The organism is Parapedobacter luteus, assembly GCF_900168055.1.
Classification (GTDB): domain Bacteria; phylum Bacteroidota; class Bacteroidia; order Sphingobacteriales; family Sphingobacteriaceae; genus Parapedobacter; species Parapedobacter luteus.
Window position 1 is genome coordinate 72,599 of the sequence record NZ_FUYS01000005.1, and the last position, 20,264, is coordinate 92,862.

Genomic DNA, 20,264 nt, shown 5'->3' on the forward strand with positions numbered 1-20,264 from the left:
ATCACCCATGCGTTATCTCCGTTGCTGCTGCTTACTTTTCTGTTCACTGTTGTCTTTGCTAAAAGCGCTCGGGCAGCCCGCGGTGTCCGACATCATCCAGCATCCGCTGGGGCGCCACCTAGTCAGCCTCAACGGCAACTGGAATTACATCATCGACCCGTACGAAATGGGGTACTACGATTACCGCCGCGAGCCGTTCGAAAACTCGCCGTCCGGCAGGGGCGGGTTTTATGACGACCGGCTGCCGAAAGACAAAACAGAGCTGGTGGAATACGAGTTTGACCACGCCCCCACATTGCAGGTGCCCGGCGATTGGAATTCGCAGGCGCCCGAGCTGGCGCTGTACGAAGGCAATACCTGGTACCGGCGCAAGTTTACGCTCAACCGGGCAGGCGATAAGCGGTACATCCTGTATTTCGGCGCCGTCAACTACGAAGCGCATGTATACCTCAATGGCCGGAAAGTGGGGATGCACAAAGGTGGGTTCACGCCCTTCCAGTTTGACGTGACCGACCGCCTGAAAGATGGCGAAAATACGGTGGTGGTCAAAGTAGACAACTCCCGCAGGCAAGACGAAATTCCGACGGTCAATACCGACTGGTGGAACTACGGCGGGATCACGCGGGATGTCTCACTCATCGAAGTGGCACAACGGTATGTGGCCGACTACCGCATCCAGCTGGACCGGAATGACCCTGCAACCATAGCGGGCTACGTACAGCTGGGCGACTCGGCGGCGGGTGTGCAGGTGACGGTAGATATCGCCGAAGCGGGCATCCGGGAAGTGCTGGAGACCGATGCGGACGGGCGCGCTGCGTTTCGATGGAAACCCCGCAAGCTGGAGCTGTGGCAACCGGAGTCGCCCAAACTGTATGACGTGCGCATACTTACCGCCGAGGATACGGTGGCCGACCGCATTGGGTTTCGCACCATCGAAACCCGCGGCCATGAGATACTGCTCAACGGCAAACCGATCTTCCTCCGTGGGATATCCATGCATGACGAAAACCCCATGCTGCCCGGAAGGCTGCGCTCGGAAGGCGATATGCGCATGCTCCTGCAGTGGGCAAAAGACCTGAACTGCAACTATGTGCGGCTGGCACACTACCCGCACAACGAGAAAATGGTGCGCCTGGCCGATGAAATGGGACTTTTGGTATGGGCCGAAATCCCGGTGTACTGGACCATCTCGTGGGAAAACCCGCATACCTACGCCAATGCGGCACAGCAGCTGGCCGACCTCATCCGGCGCGACAAAAACCGGGCAAGCGTAATCGTATGGTCCGTGGGCAATGAGACACCCCTGAGCGATGCCCGCTACACCTTTATGAGCCGCCTGGTGGCCGAAGCGCGTGCACACGATGACAGCCGCTTGGTGGCCGCCGCACTGGAGGTGCACCGCGAAGGGAAAACAGTGATCCTCAACGACTCCCTGGGCGAGCTGATTGACCTGGTGAGCTTCAATGAGTATGCCGGCTGGTATTGGGGTGGTACCCCCGATGGGATTGCCGACTACACCTTTGACATCGCCTTTGACAAACCGGTCGTCATCAGTGAGTTCGGTGGCGGCGCTTTGGCTGGATTCCACGGTGATAGTCATACACGCTGGTCGGAGGAGTACCAGGAATCGTTGTACATCAACCAGCTGAAGATGCTCAGGGCCATTCCCACCCTGCGTGGCATGACGCCCTGGGTGTTGGTAGACTTCCGCTCGCCGCGCCGCCAGCACCCCGTCTACCAGGACTTCTGGAACCGAAAAGGATTATACGCGCCCACCGGGCATAAGAAAAAGGCATTTTTCATTCTCAAATCGTTCTACGATGAAATGGAAGCTGCATACTAACTAGCAATTTTTTTTAACGATTTAACTTAACAATGATGGAACGCTATCTGCACGGCCTCCTGGGGCTGTCACTCCTGATTTTTGCCTGTGCCAAAGACATCCATGTAATGCCGGGCAGCAACGATAACGACACGGATACGGTAGAAACGAACATTGATACGGCGCTGAGATCGCTATCACCCTACCCCTTCGGTGCGGCGGTAAACATAGGCTTGCTGAAAAACAACCCCAATTACCGCGATCTGGTGATCCGCGAGTTCAACAGCCTTACGCCCGAAAATGCCATGAAACTGCACTTCCTGCGCCGCGAAAGCAGCGCGTTTGACTGGGCGGATGCCGACTACCTGGTCGACTTTGCAGAGGAGCATGGCATGCGGGTGCATGGCCATACGCTGATCTGGTACAAAAATATACCGGACTGGCTGGCCGATTTCGAAGGCGACTCGGCAGCTTGGGAAGCGGTGTTTAAAACGCACATCCAGACCGTAGTGGGCCGCTATAAGGGGCGCGTGGGATCGTGGGATGTGGTCAATGAAGCGCTGGACAACGATGGCCATGGCCTTCGCGAATCGATATGGCTTGAAAAACTCGGGCCGGGATACATCGGCCGCGCATTTGAGTATGCCCATGAGGCTGACCCCGATGCGCTCTTGTTTTACAACGACTATGGCAACGAGTACGGCCCGACCAAGCGCAACGCCATCATTGACCTGGTAAACGGCCTGAAAGCGGCCGGGGTGCCTATCCATGGCGTGGGGATGCAGATGCACACCCGGTATAACCGCGAAGATCACTTCCACACCGCGGCCATCGAGTCTACCGCGGCAGCGACAGGGCTGCTGGTGCACATTGCCGAGCTGGACATCGCCATGAACCCGGGCAATGACCCGCAACTCACCTTTACGGCCGACCTCGCAGAACGCCAGAAACAGGCGTATCACCACATTGTCTCAACGTTTACGGGCCTACCCGAAGCGCAGCGTTTCGGTATCACCACATGGAACGTAACCGATGCGGACAGCTGGATACCCGGCACGTACAACAGACCGGACTGGCCATTGCCTTTTGACGGCGCTTACGCACGCAAACCAGCGTATGACGGTATCCTGGCAGGGTTTGACGACTGATCTTTTGGCCTCCCACCGTGAGTGCTTCAAGAAAAGCTGTATGCGGCCGGGACGCATACAGCGAATGAATGAGCCGTGCACGGACATAAATGCCGGGGTTTCCGCGGCTGGCGTTACCGGAAAGGGCAACACTAAACAAAATGTCTTCATATGAAAACATTTTTTGGTAATTTTGTCTTTCTTAAAAGACAATTTACAAATGGATATCCTCAAGGAAAAATCCGCTATTTTGTTGCGACAAACCGAACTGGGCTTCCAGCGGTCGCTCCTCCAACGCATCAACTGGCAGAACAGGCTGATCGGTATTTTGGGGGCTCGGGGTGCCGGCAAAACGACGTTGATGCTTCAGCGCATGAAAATGCTCGACGTAGCTGACGATGAAAAGCTGTACATCAGCTTGGACGATCTCTATTTTACCAATCATACGCTCGTGGAAACGGCAGAAGCATTCCGCAAGTCCGGCGGCAGGTACCTGTTTGTTGATGAGGTACATAAATACGATGGCTGGGCCCGTGAACTTAAAAATCTGTACGACTTTTACCGGGATATCCACCTGGTGTTCACGGGATCTTCAATCATCGAGATGCTTTCCTTAGAGGTCGACCTGAGCAGACGTGCCCACATCCATCACCTTGCGGGCTTTTCGTTCCGCGAGTTTCTTTCCTTTGAACACGGGGTTGAACAGCCTGCGGTCTCCTTGCAAGACGTGCTGGAAAACCACGTAGCGCTGGCCGTTGAACTGAATGACCTGAAGCCCGTCAAAGTATTCGGCCAGTACCTTGCCTACGGATACTATCCCTATTATAAAGAGGATTTGGCAGGCTACCCCCTCCAACTGGCCAATGTGGTAAACCTGACCATCGCTTATGACCTGGCCTTCATCGAAGATATCGATAAGCAACAGACCCGCAAAATTAACCAGCTATTGGCTAGCCTGGCTACCCAAGTACCCTTTAAGCCCAACATCTCGGAGCTCGCCAAGACTATCGGAATGAGTCGGACAACACTGATCCAATACCTGCACTATCTGGAAAAGGCCAAATTGATCCAGCTGGTTTATCTCGAAGGCAAGGGCCTTGGCCCGCTGGAAAAGCCCGGCAAGCTACTGCTGGACAACCCCAATCTATTTTATGCGCTTTCTACCCAGCCCAAAAACGCAGGCAGTATCCGCGAAAGCTTTTTTGTAAACCAGCTCCGCAACGCTGGCCAACGGGTAGACCTCGCCAAAAAGGGCGACTTCATCGTAGACAGCCAGTATGTGTTTGAGGTAGGTGGTGCGAAGAAAAATTTCAGCCAAATCGCCGACGTGCCAAATGCATATGTGGCTGCGGACGACATTGAGGTGGGCAATGGCCATAAAATACCGCTTTGGCTGTTCGGGATGCTCTATTGATGTAAACGTACTGCCGATCGCCCTTACGTTAATCCGCCATGGTGGGCAGTGATACGATAGCAGGATGCCCAGCCTTTGCCTTTTGACAGTGCTTACACGCGCAAGCCGGCGTATGATGGTATCCTGATGGGGTTTGACGACTGATCGTAAAATACTACAGCCGCCGCTTCTTTCTTTTCGCAAAATTGCGCTTGTACCAAATCAAAAAGCCCGTAATGGGCAGTGAAGCGCAAACCAGCGAAACGGCAAAGGCAAGGATTTTCCCCGGCATCCCGCCGATACGGCCTACGTGCACGTCGAAGTTGTAGCGGCCTATCTTGTCGCCGAGGTTGGCCTGCTCGTAGTCTTTCTGCCAGTAATGAGGCATCGGTATGGGCTTGAATGTGTAGCGGTCAAAATGCCGGATGACGGCGAGGTGGGCCGTGCGCGGGTAGGGGTTATCCGTCACCGTGACCACATCGGTGGGCCGCTCCGGAAACACAAATTGCAAGGAATGCGCCGTCCGGTGTTTTGCATGGCCCAAAAGGTGCCACACCGAATCGACGGCGGCCAGCGCCGGTATCTCCGGCACATCCATCACTTCGCTCTGCGGAAGCCGCCGCTCGGGCAGCGGTGTGCCGCCGCTGGACAGCCAGTAGACGCCCTTGGTAAACCAGCTCAGGCTGATGAAGATGCCCGTGACGGCCAGGATGATGGAGGGCAGAAAGGTGTAGAAACCCAATACGTTGTGCAGATCGTAATTGACCCGCTTGGCACTTCCACCCCACCTGATGGTCAAACTATCGCGCAGGATCTTCCGGCGCCACTTCTTGGGCCACCAGAGGATAAGCCCGCCCAAAAGGAGCAGGATATAAATCACCGTGGCGTACGAGATGATGGCATGGCCAAGCTTGCCGGGCAACAGCAGCCGGATATGGAGGTGCAGCATCACGGGGAAAAAACCGACGGCATCCCGGTTGATCCGGAGTATGGACCCATCCCGGGGATGGAGGTATGCGGTATGGCCCTGTCCTGCACCGTCCGCATAGCCTACGGTAATGCTCCGGCCCGGCCCGGGATATTTCAGTGTCTTCAACTGCACGGAGCCAACCGAATCCAGCAGCGGGCCAACAACGCTGCTCGGGCACCGGTGGTACGCCACGGGGTCTTGCACCAACCGATAGGGCGCCACGAGGTCTTCCAGCTCCGTCTGGAACGTGAGGATACAACCCGTAACGCCCAGGATAAACACCACCAGCCCGGATAACAATCCGAGCCAGCGGTGTAAAAATGCATTGAGCTGGAGTAGTCTTTTTTTGATGGACACTGTACTACAATTTGATGCCTATGCTGAGTACCGCACGGCGCGACCACAGCGGATAATAACCTCCGTACATGCCGTATGTATAACTTTTTGCGTCAAACAGGTTGGTTACATTCAGCCGCGCAAAGAACGGCTGGAGCCGGTAACCAATGGATACATCCACAGTGGTATAGCTCGGGGCCTCCTGCGTGGGGAGGTTGTACCCGGTGGCGTAGTTCGAACTGCGGAAGGAATAGCCGGTCGACAGGTTGAGCCCGGCCAACGAACCGCTAAGGAACTCGTAGCCGGCCCATACATTGGCGATGAACTTGGGCGATCCGGGAAGCTGGTTGCCTGCCGGAAAAGCCGGATCGGCTACGATGGTGGCATCGATATAGGAGAAGGCTCCGTTGATGTAAACCTGGGGCAGGATACGGCCGTTGATGTCGAGCTCAAGCCCCTTGCTGCGGTGGTTCGCGCCGATGTAGGACGCTGTGCCGCTCTCGGGGCTGTAGTAGGTGTGCGCAAAGGTGGGCGGCTCCGTCAGGCCGCTGACGTACCCGCTGATATTTTTCTTGTCGATATGGAAGGCCGCCAGCGTGATACCCAGGTGGTCATTGAGTAGGCTGCTCTTGAGCCCCGCTTCATACTGGTGGGCGTCAGACGGGTCTAAGAGTTCGCCCGTGAAGCGGTTTTGGCCATTCATTTCAAACGAGTTGGTGTATGATGCAAAGGCAGACAGCCAAGGTACGGGCTTCACCAGAATGCCAAACCGGGGGTTGAAAATCGTCTGCTTATCGGGCAGGTATTGGTCCGGCACTACGCCCGTGGACCACGTGGAGGCGCGCTCTACGCGGTTTAGCCGTACACCCAGCAGAAACTGGAGCTTCTCGTCAAGCAGGGCGATCTGATCCTGCACGTAGACGCCAAGCCGCTTGCGCTGCGTGGAGGGGTCGCCGGGGGTGCCCTGGTTGTCCAGAATCAGTGTGGACTGCCCGTACACGGGGTGATAGAGGTTGATCGGCTTATCCAGCGTACCCCAACCGGATAACGACCGATCCCGATCGTCATACAGGTACTCGCCGCCTACCAGCAGGTGGTGGTCCGTACTGCCCAGGGTGATGCGCCCAAGGACATCAACCGTACTGCCCCTGCCGCCGTATTGGCCGGTTTCGGAAGAATACGTGCGGTCAATATCGCCAGACTCCGTCAGGCTGGCAAGCGTGAATGACATCCACCCGTATTCGCGCGTGGCGTTGGTGTAATAGGTGACGTTGCGGAATTTCCATCGGTCGTTCAGCTGGTACTCCAGCGTTGAAAACAGGTTTTCGTCTGTATTCCGGTAAACGTTGGCCGGCTCGCCGAGGAAAGTAGCAAAACGCAGCCTGGACAGCCCGTCATAGGTGCCGTCTGGTGATATGATGCCCGGGTCGGTCGTGCGGGCATCGTTGTAGTAAACGCCCTCGACGTTCCAGATGAGCTTGGGTGTGATTTTCCAGGTGATGGTAGGCGCAAACAAAAAGCTCCTGTTGTTGATTTCATCGCGGAAACTCTCCGATTTTTCCAATGACGAGTTGAGCCGGAAGAGCACGGTCTTGCTGTCATTCAACGGCCCGGAAATGTCAACGGTGGGGCGGAAGAGATTATATTGGCCCAGCTTGAGCTCAAAACGTTTGTAATTGTAGTCAAGCGGCTTTTTCGTGACGAGGTTCATCACCGACCCAGGCGCAATGTCGCCGTACTGAATGGAGGCAGGCCCTTTTAATACGTCTATCTGTTCGATGTTATCGCCGTAAAGTTGGCCTGCCGAGTTGGTCACCGCTACGCCGTTGCGCATGATGTTCAGGCCGAAACCCCGGCCGGTGAACGTGTCGTACCCGCCTGCGAAGCTGCTGGCGTAGGTGACGCCGCTGACGCTGCTGACCGCTTCGCGGATGGAGGTGATCTGGCGCTGCTCCAGAAGTGATTGGTCAATAATCTGCACCATCATGGGCAGGTTTTCCAGCGGCACGTCAGATTTGGTAACCGACGACGTGAAGCGCTTCTGACCGGTGACGACCACCTCCTGCAAGGACTGGGCATTTTCGTCGAGCACAAAATCGGCTTTCGCCGCACCGCCGGGAGCGAGGTATACCTGCTTCCTCACCGGCGTCAGCCCCACGTAGCTCGCCACGATGATATGGTCGCCGGATTCGACGTTTTCCAATCGGTAGCGGCCCTGCTCGTCTGTCCGCGCCGACCGACCCCCACGGATGGCTACCGTCACCAAGGCCGCCGGCTGCCCATCGTTGGTCATGACCATGCCGCTGACAGTACCCTTGCCCCGTGACGGCTGCAGGGTGATGCGGTTGCCTGTTACCTCCAGCTGGCGCACCGCATCGCCGAGCAGGTCTGCAAGGATAGCTTCCAACGGTTGGTTCTGGTAACGCAAGGACACCTTCCGATCGGTATCCAGCAGGTCAGGGCTGTAGATAAACGTGCAGCCCGCCTCAGCCTCCAAGGAGGCCAGCGCCTGCGCCAGGGTGGTCTCCGCCCGCTGGATACTGATACGTTTTTGAAGGATGGTTGACTGTGCATAGCTGGCAGCGGCACAAAGCAGGGCCGCCGAGAGAATTGCTAGCGTTTTGGCCGTAATTGATACGTACGAATGGTTGAATCGTAAAAAGTTCATATTTTTGAGACAATGTGATTGAATAGCGTTGTTCGATTGCAGTTCTTCCCGATGGACTTTGTTTGGCGACGGGTTCATCGGGTTATTTTTTGGTGTCGGTTACTTGTACAAAATTACCTCCTTGTCTTTGATCGTGTATTGGATGTCCAGCGCGAAGGCCAGATCGTGCAGCACGGTGGAGAGCGGCGCATTGTCAAAGCGTGCTTTGATACGGTAGCCGGCCAGCCCGCCGTCCTTCAGCGTAAACCGGACGCCATACCAGCGCTCCAGCTCGGGGATCGCCTCCGCCAGCCGAACCGCGTTGAAAAAGAGTGTTCCCTGTGTCCATCCGGTGAAATCGGCGCTGTTGACTGTGGCGTGATCCATAGCATCCCCGGTGAATATGCCCTGCATGTTGGCCGTCAGCAGGAGGGTATCTGCCACTCCTTCGGCGGAAAAACGCACCCGGCCTTCTTCGACCGTCACGCAGATGCCCAAGCCCGCTTGCTCCCGCACGTTGAAGCGCGTGCCCAGCACCTGCACCTGTGTTTTTCCAAACGAGACAATGAAAGGCCGGTCTGCATCGTTCATGACATCAAAATAGCCTTCGCCTGCGAGCACGACGTGGCGCTGATCTTCGTCAAAACGGGCTGGATAACGGAGGGTACTCCCCGCATTGAGATGCACCGTGGTGCCATCAGGCAGTGTGAGCTTCGTTTTGCGGCCGTGGGGCACGTCATGCCGCACGTATGCCGACAGCGCGGTGCGGCGCGGCTGGGTGGGCAGCTGCCCCCAATACAGCAAAAGTGACACCGTAAACAGCACGGTAGCCGCCACGGAAAACCGGAGCCACAACCGGCGTTTCGCCGAACGTCTGCGGGGTGTGGATGGCTCCGGGATTTCGTCCGGCCGCGGGGCGGATGCCTCGTCAGGTTGGCCAGCCACCTCATCGGTAATGCGTTGCCAAAGGGTACCGTGTAGCGCTTGCTCGCCATCGGGCGCCCGTAAGGGGTATGCTTCATCGGGCGTACCCGCGGCCATCCATGCCTCCACGGCAGCCCGCTCCTCGGGCGTGCAATGTCCGGACCAGTATTTTTCAAGCAAATGGCGATCAACCCGCATGGAGCCTTTTTTACCACCAGTCGGGAATGAAGACCGATACCCTTAGCCGCACATGAAAAAATGTTATTTTTTCTTCGGCGGCGGGAGTTCAAGGTTGTCCTTGATGTATCCCAGTGCCTTCGTCAAGTGGGCTTCAACGGTCTTTTCGGAGATTGATAGCTGTGACGCGATTTCGCGGTTGGTAAGGCCGCTATTGCGGCTGAGCGTATAGACCTGCTTGCACCGGCAGGGCAATCGGTTGACCAGCCCGTCTACAAAATGATCAAGATCGTTGTAATGGATGGTCTCTTCGGTATTGTTCACCGCTTCGCAGAATCCCGAGCTGATGCAGTCATCGCGGCGCTGCCGCTTATACTTTTCGCGGAAATAATCGCTGATTTTCATCCGCGCCGCGCGGAACAGGTAATATTCGATGCTAACATGGATGTGCAGCTCGCTGCGGCGCCGCCATAAAGAAAGGTAAATATCCTGTACAATGTCCAAAGCAGCCTGGTCGTCGTCCGTATGGTGCTGGCAAAAAGCCAACAGGCGCTTCCAATACAAGTCGAAAAGCAGCCGGAAGTCTGCCTCACTCAAGGAAACATGATGTTGTTCTTCGTTAACCGGCCTGTCGTTGTCCATAAACAACCATTTCTATAGTGCCGCAAAGCTACTAAATATTGTTGTTAATTGAAACGAGTCTAAATAAGCAATACATTTATTCTCATTTGCAGGGACTGGTAGGCTTCGTCGACTATGCCACACAGGCATCGGTGGTCCCGGGCGGTGGCTTTGCAATCCATATGGTCTAAAAACAATAAGGCCACAGCCATTCCACGTCAACCGCAGCTTGGCCATGGCCCTGGCAGGGCAATAAAGCAGCGGCCCGCTACTTGCCGAAGTGTTTATCGGCAAAATCCAGGAAGCGCAACCAGTCGTACAGGGTCACATCGTGTTTGCCTGCGCGTATGTGATAGCCGATGTCTTTCATGATCGGCGCATGAAGGCCCGGCATTTCGCTGGATTCCAATCCTTTAAGCCCATACAGGTGGTACACCGGACTGGCATGGTAAGCGGCCAGGTATTCGCCCTTGGGGTCTGCCCACCTGTCTTCCACGGCACTCGCTACATAGACTGCCCGCGGGGCCACCAATGCGATTAATTGATGCTGATCGAACGGCCGCTCCTGCTCCTTACCCCGGTATTGATTAAAAGCAGGGCAAAACCATGCCGGTTGGATGCTGCTCACCCGGGCGATGCTCTCCCCGTATTCGCGCCGCGACAGGGCGGCACCGCCTTCACCGGAGTCGTTGGAAATCACCACCTTAAACCGAGTGTCCTGCACACCTGCCCATAAGGCGGCTTTGCCTTGCCTGGAGTGGCCCATGATCGCAATTTTGCCCGTATCAACGCGCGGTTCGGCGGCAAGATAATCGACGATGCGGCTGGACCCCCACGCCCAGGCGCCGATAGCCTGCCATTCATCCGGTGCTTCGGGCGCCGCGCCGTAGCCCTTGAACAGGGATACCACGCTGTGGTCCTTCAGGCCGGGTTTGTCAGGAAAAATATCATGATAGCACATCGTAGCCACCGCATACCCGCGGTCGATGATGTCTTCGTAAGGCCACCTGCTTGCCTGGCAGCCGCGTTCCCAATCGGGGTGCCCCGGCTCCTTCACCAGGGCGAAGTTGTCTGAATACAGAATGGTGGTATCGAGCATTGTGCTATGGTTGCCCTTGAAGTTATAACCGACAAACACGGGGACTTTTGCCGTGGCGTTGTTCGGTATCACCAGCAGCAACAGCGTCTCGAGCTTCTTCTGGCCATTGCTGAAAATCAGTTTTACCTGCTTGCTCGTAGCCTTGCCTCCCAATGCCGCTGTATTTTCGGTCAGCAGTTCATAGCTTACGCCAACGCCCGAATCATCGGGCGTACGGCCGTACATCTGCGAAGCGAAAAGTTCCAGCAATTCTGGCCGCCGCAGTTGTTCCCATTGGCGCGCAGTGGTAATGGTCTTGCCTGCTGAAGTGACCAGGAGTTCGGGGAGCACGTAATCGGGCACCTTCGACTCGTCGTAGTTGATTTGGTCTTGCTGGGCTTGCAATGTAGCGCAAGTTAGCATGCTTATAAGCATTGCGATTACATTCGTTTTCATTCGTAAATACATCTAAATCAAAAGTGAAGCCGTGAACAACGTCACGGCTTGTAAATTACACATTTTAAGGCGCCAAATCCAGCCGTGCTGCAGGCACGTTGTTCTCGGCACCCGGATAACCGATATTTTGATTGATCACCCCCTTCGTATTGGCATTAATTGCCGCCGCGGGAACCGGCCATAAGATGTGGTGTACACTGAGTTTATACTCCGCCCATCGATGCTTGATGCCTTTGTTGTAAAAATTGTTTTTGGAGATCACCCAGTCATAATAGAAATTATATCCCTCCTGCTTGACATTGGACCCTGCACCACCAGGGCCGGATAGCCGATCCAAGGAATAGGTACGACCGAAATATTCGCACACCTTACCGGTTTTTGCATAGGTATATGCAATGCGTGTCAGCTCGATGTGCCTGTTTTCTTCGAAATAGAGCTCCCTTGCCCGTTCATCCACAATGGCTCCGATATGAACGTCTCCCGCGGTCAAGGCATCCGCGCCGGCACGCCGCCGGACAATGTTGAGCGCCTCGGCGGCCAATGCGTTTTCGCCCTTCCAATAATGAGCTTCGGCGATCAACAGGTAAACTTCTGCCGACCGGTAAATATACATCGGCGTTTCCCCGCCCCAATACCAATCCGCGGACAATGGATCAGGCACAAAGGTCTTAAAATGGGGCCATTGGTACCAAGCCCGGATGGAATCTTCAACAGACATCGCCGGATTCTTAATCAGGTGCTGCCCATAGTACGGGTTGCCGCGGCTCTTCAATGCCGGATCATTGTACCAAAGATCGGCCGGGCTTATCCAGCTGTCTCGGTTGTACACCCCGCGCATATCCCCGCGCTCTTTGTCCGTCCATAGCGTATATTGGTAATAGTTGGTAGAGCGGGCTCTCCCTATGCCGCGTCCGTAGGTGGTGTTGATGTCGTACTGGGGCTCTACGTTGGGTGTGTAGACAATACCGGTAGCACCGTCGGGGGTAGTCACCCCTATGATACGCGGCAGCAGTTGACGCATGAGCTGGGACCTCACCGAACCTTGAACACCGGGATACGAAACGATATACATAAGCCCTTCGGTATTCGATGCGTCAAGCTTGGCCTCCACCGAATGCAGGTCATGCATCAAATTGGTGTTGGGCTTGGTCGCATTGGACGTAAACCGCTGGGTCATCAACGGATGTGAAGCCACTATCTCCCGGCCGATCGAAATGGCTTGATCAAATTCGCCCAGGGCAATGTTTATTTTGATTAACAGCGTGCCGATAGCACTTTTGCTGACGCGCCCGCGATCGACGGCGTCGGGGACTACCGTGTAGGCCCATTCAAGCTGTTGCTTGAGGAATGCCAGAATATCCCACCGGTCGGTGGTATAATAATCGGTACGCGCTTCGGTGACTTCATTGGAGATAAACGGTACGTCACCAAACTGATGCACCAGCTTGTAATACCAATACGCCCGGTGGAAATAAGCTTGCCCAAGGATGCGGTCGCGTTCTGCATCACTTCCAAAAACTCCCTGGTCGATACGGGATATAATGATATTCGCATACTGGATTGCTTTGTAGCCGTTGGTCCAGTACCAGCCCACGCGCGTGAAATCGGTATTGTTTAAATTGGCATCGGGCAGGAGCGAAATGTCGATATCCATTTGTGGCCCGGCTTTGTCAGTAGTGCCTTCTACGGCGATATCCGAAAGTATCATTTCGGTAAGTGCCGCCATGCCATCGCCATTATATTCGCTGAACATCACCTTTTCGCAAGCTGCGAGTGCGGATTCAAACCCCTGCGCATCAACGAAGGTGTTTTCTGGCGTGTAGAAAGATAGTGGATTGGGATCCAACCAATCTTTGTTGCATCCGGTCAACAATGTCAATCCGGCTATCGACGTGACAGCGTATCGCTTTATCTTATTATATGTGATCATATGAGCTTTGACTAAATCGGTAAATTATAAGGTAATGTTCACACCAAAATTAAAATTGCGGGGAGTAATTGAGCCGTTTTCCGGATCCCAGAAGGTCCAATGCGGAGAAAATACCGCCGCATTCTGCAGGCTCGCCGAAAGCTGCAGTCCCTGGATTTTATAGGGCAGCAGCAGTTGTGCCGGAAACTGGTACGACAAAACAACACTCTCCAGACGCACGAACGACTTGTTTACCCAATTTGTGCCGACATTCTTCGATCCTATCCGGGCATAATCGTTGATCGGGTTGGTACTGGTCCACCGCGGAAACGCATAGTCCGAAGTACGGTCCGGAAAGGAGTACGAATTTGCGGCACGCTGGAATTCGCCGTAGTAATTTAGATTCGAGTAGATCATCACAGACAACGAAAACCCTTTGTGCCTCAAGTCATTCCGAAAAGAAAGCCGGGCCCGTGGGGTTTTATAGCCCTGAAACACTTTATCCTCATTATTCAGCAGCCCATCGCCGTTCTGGTCTATGTATTTGAAATCACCCGGCTGTAGCCCGTATTTTGCTGCTTCGGCCTCTTCACCCAGCTGCCACACCCCGGCCCGCTCGTATGACCAAATGCGATCCGGATCTTGGCCGATAAACCAGCCGTTTACTTCGTCGTTGGATTCGCGCTGGCCAATGACCTGCCCCGATGCGTCCACGACGTTTATCATGTCGCCATAGAGCGACTTGATCGTGCGCCGGTTCAATGAAAAATTGGCCGTGGCATTCCAGCCCAGTTGTTCGCGCTGGATAATCCCTGCCGTTAGGGACACCTCCAACCCTTTGTTGCGCAGTCTGCCCAGGTTGCTGGTGACTTTTCCGTAGCCCGTGACATCAGGCAGCAAACGATCTACCAGCAAGTCGTGTGTGGTAGCCAGGTAGCCTTCCACCGAACCGCTGACCCGGTTGTTCAGCAGGCCAAAGTCCAGCCCGATATTGTGCGAGGCGCTCCGCTCCCATTTCAGATCATAATTGGCCATGGTCTCCACATAGATCTGCGAGGTGGTATAGACATTGCCCGATTGGTCGATATAGGGTACCAAACCCGATAGCATCTGTGCCAAGGCTGCATATTGGCCGATCTCCCGGTTGCCATTCTCACCCCACGAGTAGCGCAGCTTGCCATAGTTGAGCCAGTTCACCGCGGGGAAAAATGGTTCATCAGTAAATGTCCATCCTAACGCCAACGCCGGAAACATGGCTCTCGGGTTGCGCTTGCCGAATGCCGAATAGCCATCGCGCCGTATGGATGCGGTCAGCATATAACGTCCCTTCAGCGAATAAAACAGGCGGCCCATCAAGGCATCGCCGGTCTTATAAGTGTCGTTACTGGACACCGTGTTGATGGATCCGGCCTGCAAACGGTGGAAGCCCAACAGGTCGTTTGGCGAAAATCCCTGAGCGTTCGCGATCGAAGACCAGTACTGCCCTTTTTCAGCATTGGCCAAGAGGGTCACCTCGACGTTGTGGATATCGGCAAACTCCCTCCTCCAGCGCAGAATGTTGTCCAACTGCCAGCTGAACGTTTTGGTGTGCTGCCGGCTGGCTGACCCTCCGATTGAGGCCCAACGGTCTCCTTTTGACGAGTAATGGTTATAATATTCCGACCATTCGTAACGCGGCGTGAAGTTGAGGTTATACTCGATGCCGAAAGGCAGGTATACCCGCGCAAACAGCGTGGCAATGACATTCTGGCGCCTATCGATACGGTGTGTATATAGATTGTCGTAAAATGGATTGATGGGGTCCAGCCCGGTCGGACGGCGCTGGAACGCGCTGTTCGGATCGTCGAGGTTGTTTGAGCCGTATGGCGAAATCATCGTCATCTGCTCCCAATCTGATTTGAGGAACCCTTCGTTTCGTGAGGCGAACTGTGCATTGACCCCGGTGGTAAGGAATGAGGTGATTTTGGATTCGACATTGGCCCGAGCACGAATATTTTTAAACCGGTCTCCCGTGATTACCCCTTCACGGTCTGTATAACCCAGAGAAAAGTACTGGGAGACATACTCAGACGCATTCGAAATATTAAGGCTATAGTCCTGCTGTAGCGCACGTTGGAATACGAGGTCGTCCCATCGGGTGATCGTGTTGGAAAAATAATTGTCAATTTCTGGCGAAGTCAGGTTTAAGCGCGACAGCCATTTGGTCACCAGCTGTTCGTGGGTTACATTGGCTACCGGCGTGCTTTGATCGTAGTTATACCAGTCCAGTTGGTTGAGCCCCACCAGTTCATCCGGATTGACAAACATCTGCGGGTATTGGGCAAGGTAATCGTCTGAGAACCGGCCTTCGTTATAATCTTGGCGAAATTTAAGGAAACCTGCGGGATCCAGTATGTCCGGTTGATTTGCCGAAGTGGCAAAACCGGTGTTGCTGACCAGGTTGATCAAGGGCTTACCCTGTTTACCACGTTTGGTCGTCACCACAATCACGCCATTGGATGATCTGGAACCATATACAGCGGCGGCGCTTGCGTCTTTAAGGATGTCAATCGTGGCGATGTCATTGGGATTGATATCGGCCAGCACCCCTTCGTAAATGACGTTGTCCAGGACAATTAGCGGGCTGTTGCTTGCGGTCAACGTGCCGTTGCCACGTATCGACAAGGAGGCCTCGGCTTTCGCGTCCGTACCAACGCCGACGTTTAGTCCCGGTGCATTTGCCCGCAGCAAATCTTCCACGTTGCGCGGTCCCTGTGAAGCCAGTTCGGCAGCTTTGATACTGGAAACGGCTCCCGTTAAATCCCTTTTCTTAGCGGTACCGTACCCGATCACCACCACATCATCCAACAGCTGTACATCTTCTTGCAACGTGATGTCAATCACCGGCGTCGCGCCCACCGCAACTTCTTGCGCGATATATCCGACATAGGTAAACACCAAGGTGGCTCCCTGCTGTACGCTTTCGATTTGGTACCGGCCATTTTGGTCGGTAACGGTGCTGATGTTGGTTCCTTTTACGGCTACGTTTACGCCGGCCAAAGGCACCCCGTCCGCTTGTACCGTACCCGAAACCGCCGACTGAAGCACTTTTCCAAGTGAGTTTAGCTGCGATAAAGGCGACAAGACAATATGGTGGTCAACTACTTTGTAGGAAATCTGCGTACCGGCAAATAATTCGGCAAGGGCCTGATTCAGCGGTTCGTTTCGCAATGATAACGTTCGCTTCTCCTCGGCGCTGATTTCCTTGTGGTTATAGAAAAACAGATAGGGCGTCTGTTTTTCTATCGCTTTCAAGATATCGCTGATGCTCGTGGCTGTTACATTCAGGGTTACACGCTCCTTCTGCGCGTATACCTCCTTGCCACTTAATACCAATGAACAGATTGTAATTAAGGTAATGGTCAGTTTCATATATATTACCAGGCGTATAATTGGATTTTGTAAGGCAATACAGGTCACATATGAATTGTTCTTCATACTTTTGTCTATGTTTAAAGTTTTGTAATCTATTTACTTTAAGCTATGTTTGGTAAGGTGTGCTGCAATCACGCCTTACCTTTTTATTACATCGTTTACGCTATTTTCATACGCACTCCTCCTTTTTTTATCGTGTTGGTTTAATCCTGTGCAAATATCTCCACCTCGTGGTCCGTGATTTTGTAACCGAAAGGCCTGCCTGCCCTTACCACTTCGAGAATTTTTTCCAGTTTTTCCTGATAATGGAATTTACCTGTACATTCATAGGATGCGATCCCTGGATCCTTGATACGGATGGGTTTTTGATAGTACCGCGATAGCCGCTCTGCCATATCAGAAAATGGCGTTTTGTTAAATATCAGGTAGCCTTCGATTCGGTCAATCATCTCTGTCGAGTCGATATCGTGCTGAAGCCTGGTGCTGGCCCGCCCCTTGTCATAGCTCAACTTTTGGCCGGGTTGCAGTTGGATGTTTTGGTTTGTCGACCGGTGGTTCCGTATCGAGACGGAACCGGCGTATAAAGTGGTCTCAAAATGGGAAGCCTCATCGTACGCATAGACATTAAATTCAGTTCCCAATACACTCACCGTATGCGTGGCGGTTTCAACCTCAAAAGGCCTTTGCTTGTCGGTCGCCACGTGGAACTGGGCTTCACCGTTCAGCACGACGTATCTTTTTTGCCGATCAAATCGCTCGGGGTAGGTAAACTCACTTCCTGCCGCCAGCCAAACGATGGTACTGTCGGCAAGTACCAGTTTCACCCGCTGTCCTACGGAGACCTCGATGTGGTGGTAGCCGATGGTATCACTCCGGTGCCTGAGAAAATACCAACTTGCCGTGACAGCTAGCAATATCGCGGCAGCTATCTTGGCGATACCGCTGATATTCCACGTCCGGCGTTTGTCTTCTGCAACTTCCTCCCGCAGGCTTCCCATTCTCGTTTTCAGCATACGATATGCTTGGTCTGCCGAAACGGAATCCATGTCGTCGCTATGGCTAAGGATGACCAAATCCCATGCGTTGCGGATCAGGCGATAACGGGCCCGATGATCGGGAGATGCCTCAATCCAGTCCAAAAAGCTGTCCGTTTCCTCTTGGGACAGTTCTCCCCTGATATATGCCAATAGCTGCTGATCCGACATGGTTCTAAATCAACTTTAAAAAAAAAATCTCCCGCAATACGGTTTATAATTTGATTAACGCTTTTGTCCGTTAATGAATGGATATTTTGCGAGCAGGCGTTACCCCTAAAGAAAAAATGAAATTTTTTTAGAAACCGCCGAAAAACAGGATCACCTTGAGGTAGTCTGACAATTTAGGCCGCAACAGTTTAAGCACTTTGCCGATATGATATTCCACGGTTTTCTCCGTCTTCCCGATTTTATCGGCAATCTCTCTATTGGAAAGACCTTGTTCGCGGCTGAGGTTAAATATCATGCGGGTCTGTTCGGGCACATGGGCGAGGGTATCACCTACCAATCGCTCGATTTCTGAAAGATAGATGGTTGAGATACTCAGGGTCTGGAGCGTGTGCATATCCAGCTCAACTTGCCGTAAGCTTCGCGAAAACAGGTGCTGTTCGATCTGGTAACGTCTGCGCTTTTTTTCCATACTGTTCAGCATTTTGAGTTTGACAACCTGTACTAAAAAGGCAAACAGGTGCGGGGTATCTTCCTGCAAGCTTGACCGGTATTCCCAAAGTAAAATAAAGGTGTCCTGTGCGATGTCTTCTGCCACGTCGGCGTCGTGGAGATAGGATACAGCGAACCGCAGCAAACGATTGTAATACCGATCAAAAGCGGCCCTAAATGCCCATTCTTCCCCAGCCTTGATTCCCAAAATAAGACCCTTGTCTGATAAATCTCGTTTATTTGGCATGAATTGGATTAACCTTTTCTGCAAACATACAGTTTTAAGCGACATAACGAACATGGTTTGAAACGTCTTCAGCCGCAATGGACAGGTTGTTTCCGGCCGCGCGGATGCCGCGTGCCAGTGGACGGCGCATGCAGGCGAGCCACACTTACGGACGAGAACCCGGCGACAAACCCGCCCGGCGAGTTTCGCTACGTCAATGATACCGACTATTACCAGAACCATCAATATTACGCTTGGCAGGACTGCCATATGGATGATACGTTTACGTTCAAAAATGGGCGGTTTAACGTGGATGACAATAAAACGGTGTGTCCGGACGGTAACGGCCGGTATCACCTTAATACAAAAACCCAAAGAGCCACAGCGGAATCTTTGTAGATGTGCCGTATTCTATGCCATCAGCGGCAACATACCCTTCCCCAACACCTTTCAGCTGGCCTCCGGTTTTATCCTTTCCGCCTATCTCAAACACATACCGGCCGTCGATCAAAAAGTCGCCCCTCTCGGGAAACTCCAACTGATGGCGATAGGAAAGCTGGTTGGCAAAAAAGGTTTCCCTGACGTTGCCAATGTCGGCATTGCCCCATTTGTATATGTTAATATACAAATATCCAAAGATTTTGCTTATCATAATAAACAAACAGGATAAAGGCCACGGCCGACCTGCGGTAAACCGCCGGACAACCGTGGCCCGTAACAAGCTAATCCGGCAGCTGGCCGCCTATGGGCAGCTGCTTCTGATCACTAATTCGCTTGCAGCGACCGAATCTCTGCCGCAATGTTTTCGCGGGCTTGCTTTTCAAACCGATCAAAAAACAAATCGGTCTTAAAGAGCCGGTCCATATCAAGGAAGTGCTGCAGCACACGCTGCCTGCCCCGGTCAAACTGGGGCGACGCCCCGTATTCTTGCCGGATATTGGCTACGTACCGCTGGTATGCGGCGGGATCCGCGCCAAGAATGGCCATATCAGCATCCACGAAGTAATTCGTGTCGCTATCGGTGCTGCCGGCATGGGTCTTGGTAGCCATAATCAAGGCGTGGCAGCGCGCTACCTTATCTGCGGGATAGCCCAACAGCGCCAGGTGGCGGTCGGCAAAGGCCGCGCTTTGGTCTTCGTTCGTGCCGTCGGTGGTGAAGTATACCACATCGTGGTAGATCATCGCCAGGTAGGCCGTTTCGAAATCTTCGAGGCTGTCCTTGCAGCTGTGCAGATGCCGCTCAAAGTTGGCCAGGTGCTCCAGGTTGTGGTAATGCCGCCGGGGGCCGGTATAGGCCTCCACCACTTCCTCCCAGCACCGATCCAGCAGCGCCTCATCGGCCCCGTAAGGCTTTAATATCTCCAAATAAGTCGCTTTGAGCCGGGCGCCATCGTCTGCCACGGCATTTGCCAATGTGGTAGCCATCACCAGCAAAAATAGGAATGCATGTTTCATCTTCGTCTTCTTCAG

The 20,264-nt window shown here is 53.8% G+C and carries 15 protein-coding genes; 4 read left to right on the plus strand and 11 right to left on the minus strand.

Going from position 1 to position 20,264, the window contains the following annotated elements:
* Positions 1-7: 7 nt before the first annotated feature.
* From B5X72_RS11470 to B5X72_RS11480, 3 genes are all read left to right on the plus strand, one after another.
* Positions 8-1,843, plus strand: a complete 1,836-nt coding sequence (locus B5X72_RS11470) for a glycoside hydrolase family 2 protein (RefSeq protein WP_079717048.1) — start codon at positions 8-10, stop codon at positions 1,841-1,843.
* Positions 1,844-1,875: 32 nt separating this feature from the next.
* The gene (locus tag B5X72_RS11475) at positions 1,876-2,970 is read left to right on the plus strand and encodes an endo-1,4-beta-xylanase (protein WP_139378663.1); all 1,095 of its coding nucleotides are present in this window, start codon (positions 1,876-1,878) and stop codon (positions 2,968-2,970) included.
* Positions 2,971-3,169: 199 nt separating this feature from the next.
* Entirely contained in the window at positions 3,170-4,363 is a 1,194-nt protein-coding gene (locus tag B5X72_RS11480; RefSeq protein ID WP_079717049.1) for an ATP-binding protein, read from the plus strand.
* A gap of 154 nt (positions 4,364-4,517) precedes the next feature.
* Here B5X72_RS11480 and B5X72_RS11485 read toward each other — a convergent pair whose 3' ends face one another.
* The 9 genes from B5X72_RS11485 to B5X72_RS11525 form a co-directional block, all read right to left on the minus strand.
* The gene (locus tag B5X72_RS11485; protein WP_079717050.1) at positions 4,518-5,669 is read right to left on the minus strand and encodes a PepSY-associated TM helix domain-containing protein; all 1,152 of its coding nucleotides are present in this window, start codon (positions 5,667-5,669) and stop codon (positions 4,518-4,520) included.
* A 4-nt stretch (positions 5,670-5,673) separates the two neighbouring features.
* A complete protein-coding gene (locus tag B5X72_RS11490) occupies positions 5,674-8,316 on the minus strand; it encodes a TonB-dependent siderophore receptor (protein WP_176146179.1) in 2,643 nt (880 codons plus the stop codon).
* Between the two features lie 99 nt (positions 8,317-8,415).
* Complete coding sequence (locus B5X72_RS11495; protein ID WP_079717052.1) at positions 8,416-9,417, minus strand: FecR domain-containing protein; 1,002 nt, start codon at positions 9,415-9,417, stop codon at positions 8,416-8,418.
* Positions 9,418-9,480: 63 nt separating this feature from the next.
* Entirely contained in the window at positions 9,481-10,038 is a 558-nt protein-coding gene (locus tag B5X72_RS11500; protein WP_079717053.1) for an RNA polymerase sigma-70 factor, read from the minus strand.
* Positions 10,039-10,285: 247 nt separating this feature from the next.
* Positions 10,286-11,518 carry a glucuronyl esterase domain-containing protein gene (locus tag B5X72_RS11505; protein ID WP_217698135.1) on the minus strand — a complete coding sequence of 411 codons (1,233 nt, stop codon included), beginning with the start codon at positions 11,516-11,518 and terminating at the stop codon, positions 10,286-10,288.
* 97 nt (positions 11,519-11,615) lie between these two features.
* Positions 11,616-13,481, minus strand: coding sequence for a RagB/SusD family nutrient uptake outer membrane protein (locus B5X72_RS11510; RefSeq protein WP_079717055.1), 1,866 nt, complete (start codon positions 13,479-13,481; stop codon positions 11,616-11,618).
* A 24-nt stretch (positions 13,482-13,505) separates the two neighbouring features.
* Positions 13,506-16,937, minus strand: a complete 3,432-nt coding sequence (locus tag B5X72_RS11515) for a SusC/RagA family TonB-linked outer membrane protein (protein ID WP_079717056.1) — start codon at positions 16,935-16,937, stop codon at positions 13,506-13,508.
* A gap of 140 nt (positions 16,938-17,077) precedes the next feature.
* A complete protein-coding gene (locus B5X72_RS11520; RefSeq protein WP_079717057.1) occupies positions 17,078-18,079 on the minus strand; it encodes a FecR family protein in 1,002 nt (333 codons plus the stop codon).
* A 127-nt stretch (positions 18,080-18,206) separates the two neighbouring features.
* Positions 18,207-18,815 carry an RNA polymerase sigma-70 factor gene (locus B5X72_RS11525; RefSeq protein ID WP_176146180.1) on the minus strand — a complete coding sequence of 203 codons (609 nt, stop codon included), beginning with the start codon at positions 18,813-18,815 and terminating at the stop codon, positions 18,207-18,209.
* 57 nt (positions 18,816-18,872) lie between these two features.
* Here B5X72_RS11525 and B5X72_RS20820 point away from each other — a divergent pair, with 57 nt between their 5' ends.
* Positions 18,873-19,193 (plus strand): hypothetical protein, encoded by a 321-nt coding sequence (locus B5X72_RS20820; RefSeq protein ID WP_176146181.1) that lies wholly within the window; start codon positions 18,873-18,875, stop codon positions 19,191-19,193.
* On the opposite strand, the gene B5X72_RS11530 is transcribed toward B5X72_RS20820, so the two are convergent.
* Together B5X72_RS11530 and B5X72_RS11535 are read right to left on the minus strand one after the other, a co-directional pair.
* Positions 19,153-19,422, minus strand: a complete 270-nt coding sequence (locus B5X72_RS11530) for a hypothetical protein (RefSeq protein WP_139378665.1) — start codon at positions 19,420-19,422, stop codon at positions 19,153-19,155. The two genes, B5X72_RS20820 and B5X72_RS11530, sit on opposite strands and share 41 nt — an antisense overlap.
* 137 nt (positions 19,423-19,559) lie before the next feature.
* Entirely contained in the window at positions 19,560-20,249 is a 690-nt protein-coding gene (locus B5X72_RS11535) for an HD domain-containing protein (RefSeq protein WP_139378666.1), read from the minus strand.
* Between the last annotated feature and the right edge of the window lie 15 nt (positions 20,250-20,264).

Excerpts from the sequence above, each read along its gene's own strand:
- B5X72_RS11525 (WP_176146180.1), bottom strand. The coding sequence starts at position 18,815 with ATGCCAAATAAACGAGATTTATCAGACAAGGGTCTTATTTTGGGAATC.
- B5X72_RS11475 (WP_139378663.1), top strand. The coding sequence starts at position 1,876 with ATGATGGAACGCTATCTGCACGGCCTCCTGGGGCTGTCACTCCTGATT.
- B5X72_RS11510 (WP_079717055.1), bottom strand. The coding sequence starts at position 13,481 with ATGATCACATATAATAAGATAAAGCGATACGCTGTCACGTCGATAGCC.
- B5X72_RS11535 (WP_139378666.1), bottom strand. The coding sequence starts at position 20,249 with ATGAAACATGCATTCCTATTTTTGCTGGTGATGGCTACCACATTGGCA.
- B5X72_RS11515 (WP_079717056.1), bottom strand. The coding sequence starts at position 16,937 with ATGAAGAACAATTCATATGTGACCTGTATTGCCTTACAAAATCCAATT.
- B5X72_RS11490 (WP_176146179.1), bottom strand. The coding sequence starts at position 8,316 with ATGAACTTTTTACGATTCAACCATTCGTACGTATCAATTACGGCCAAA.
- B5X72_RS11520 (WP_079717057.1), bottom strand. The coding sequence starts at position 18,079 with ATGTCGGATCAGCAGCTATTGGCATATATCAGGGGAGAACTGTCCCAA.
- B5X72_RS11495 (WP_079717052.1), bottom strand. The coding sequence starts at position 9,417 with ATGCGGGTTGATCGCCATTTGCTTGAAAAATACTGGTCCGGACATTGC.
- B5X72_RS11470 (WP_079717048.1), top strand. The coding sequence starts at position 8 with ATGCGTTATCTCCGTTGCTGCTGCTTACTTTTCTGTTCACTGTTGTCT.
- B5X72_RS11505 (WP_217698135.1), bottom strand. The coding sequence starts at position 11,518 with ATGCTAACTTGCGCTACATTGCAAGCCCAGCAAGACCAAATCAACTAC.
- B5X72_RS11480 (WP_079717049.1), top strand. The coding sequence starts at position 3,170 with ATGGATATCCTCAAGGAAAAATCCGCTATTTTGTTGCGACAAACCGAA.
- B5X72_RS11500 (WP_079717053.1), bottom strand. The coding sequence starts at position 10,038 with ATGGACAACGACAGGCCGGTTAACGAAGAACAACATCATGTTTCCTTG.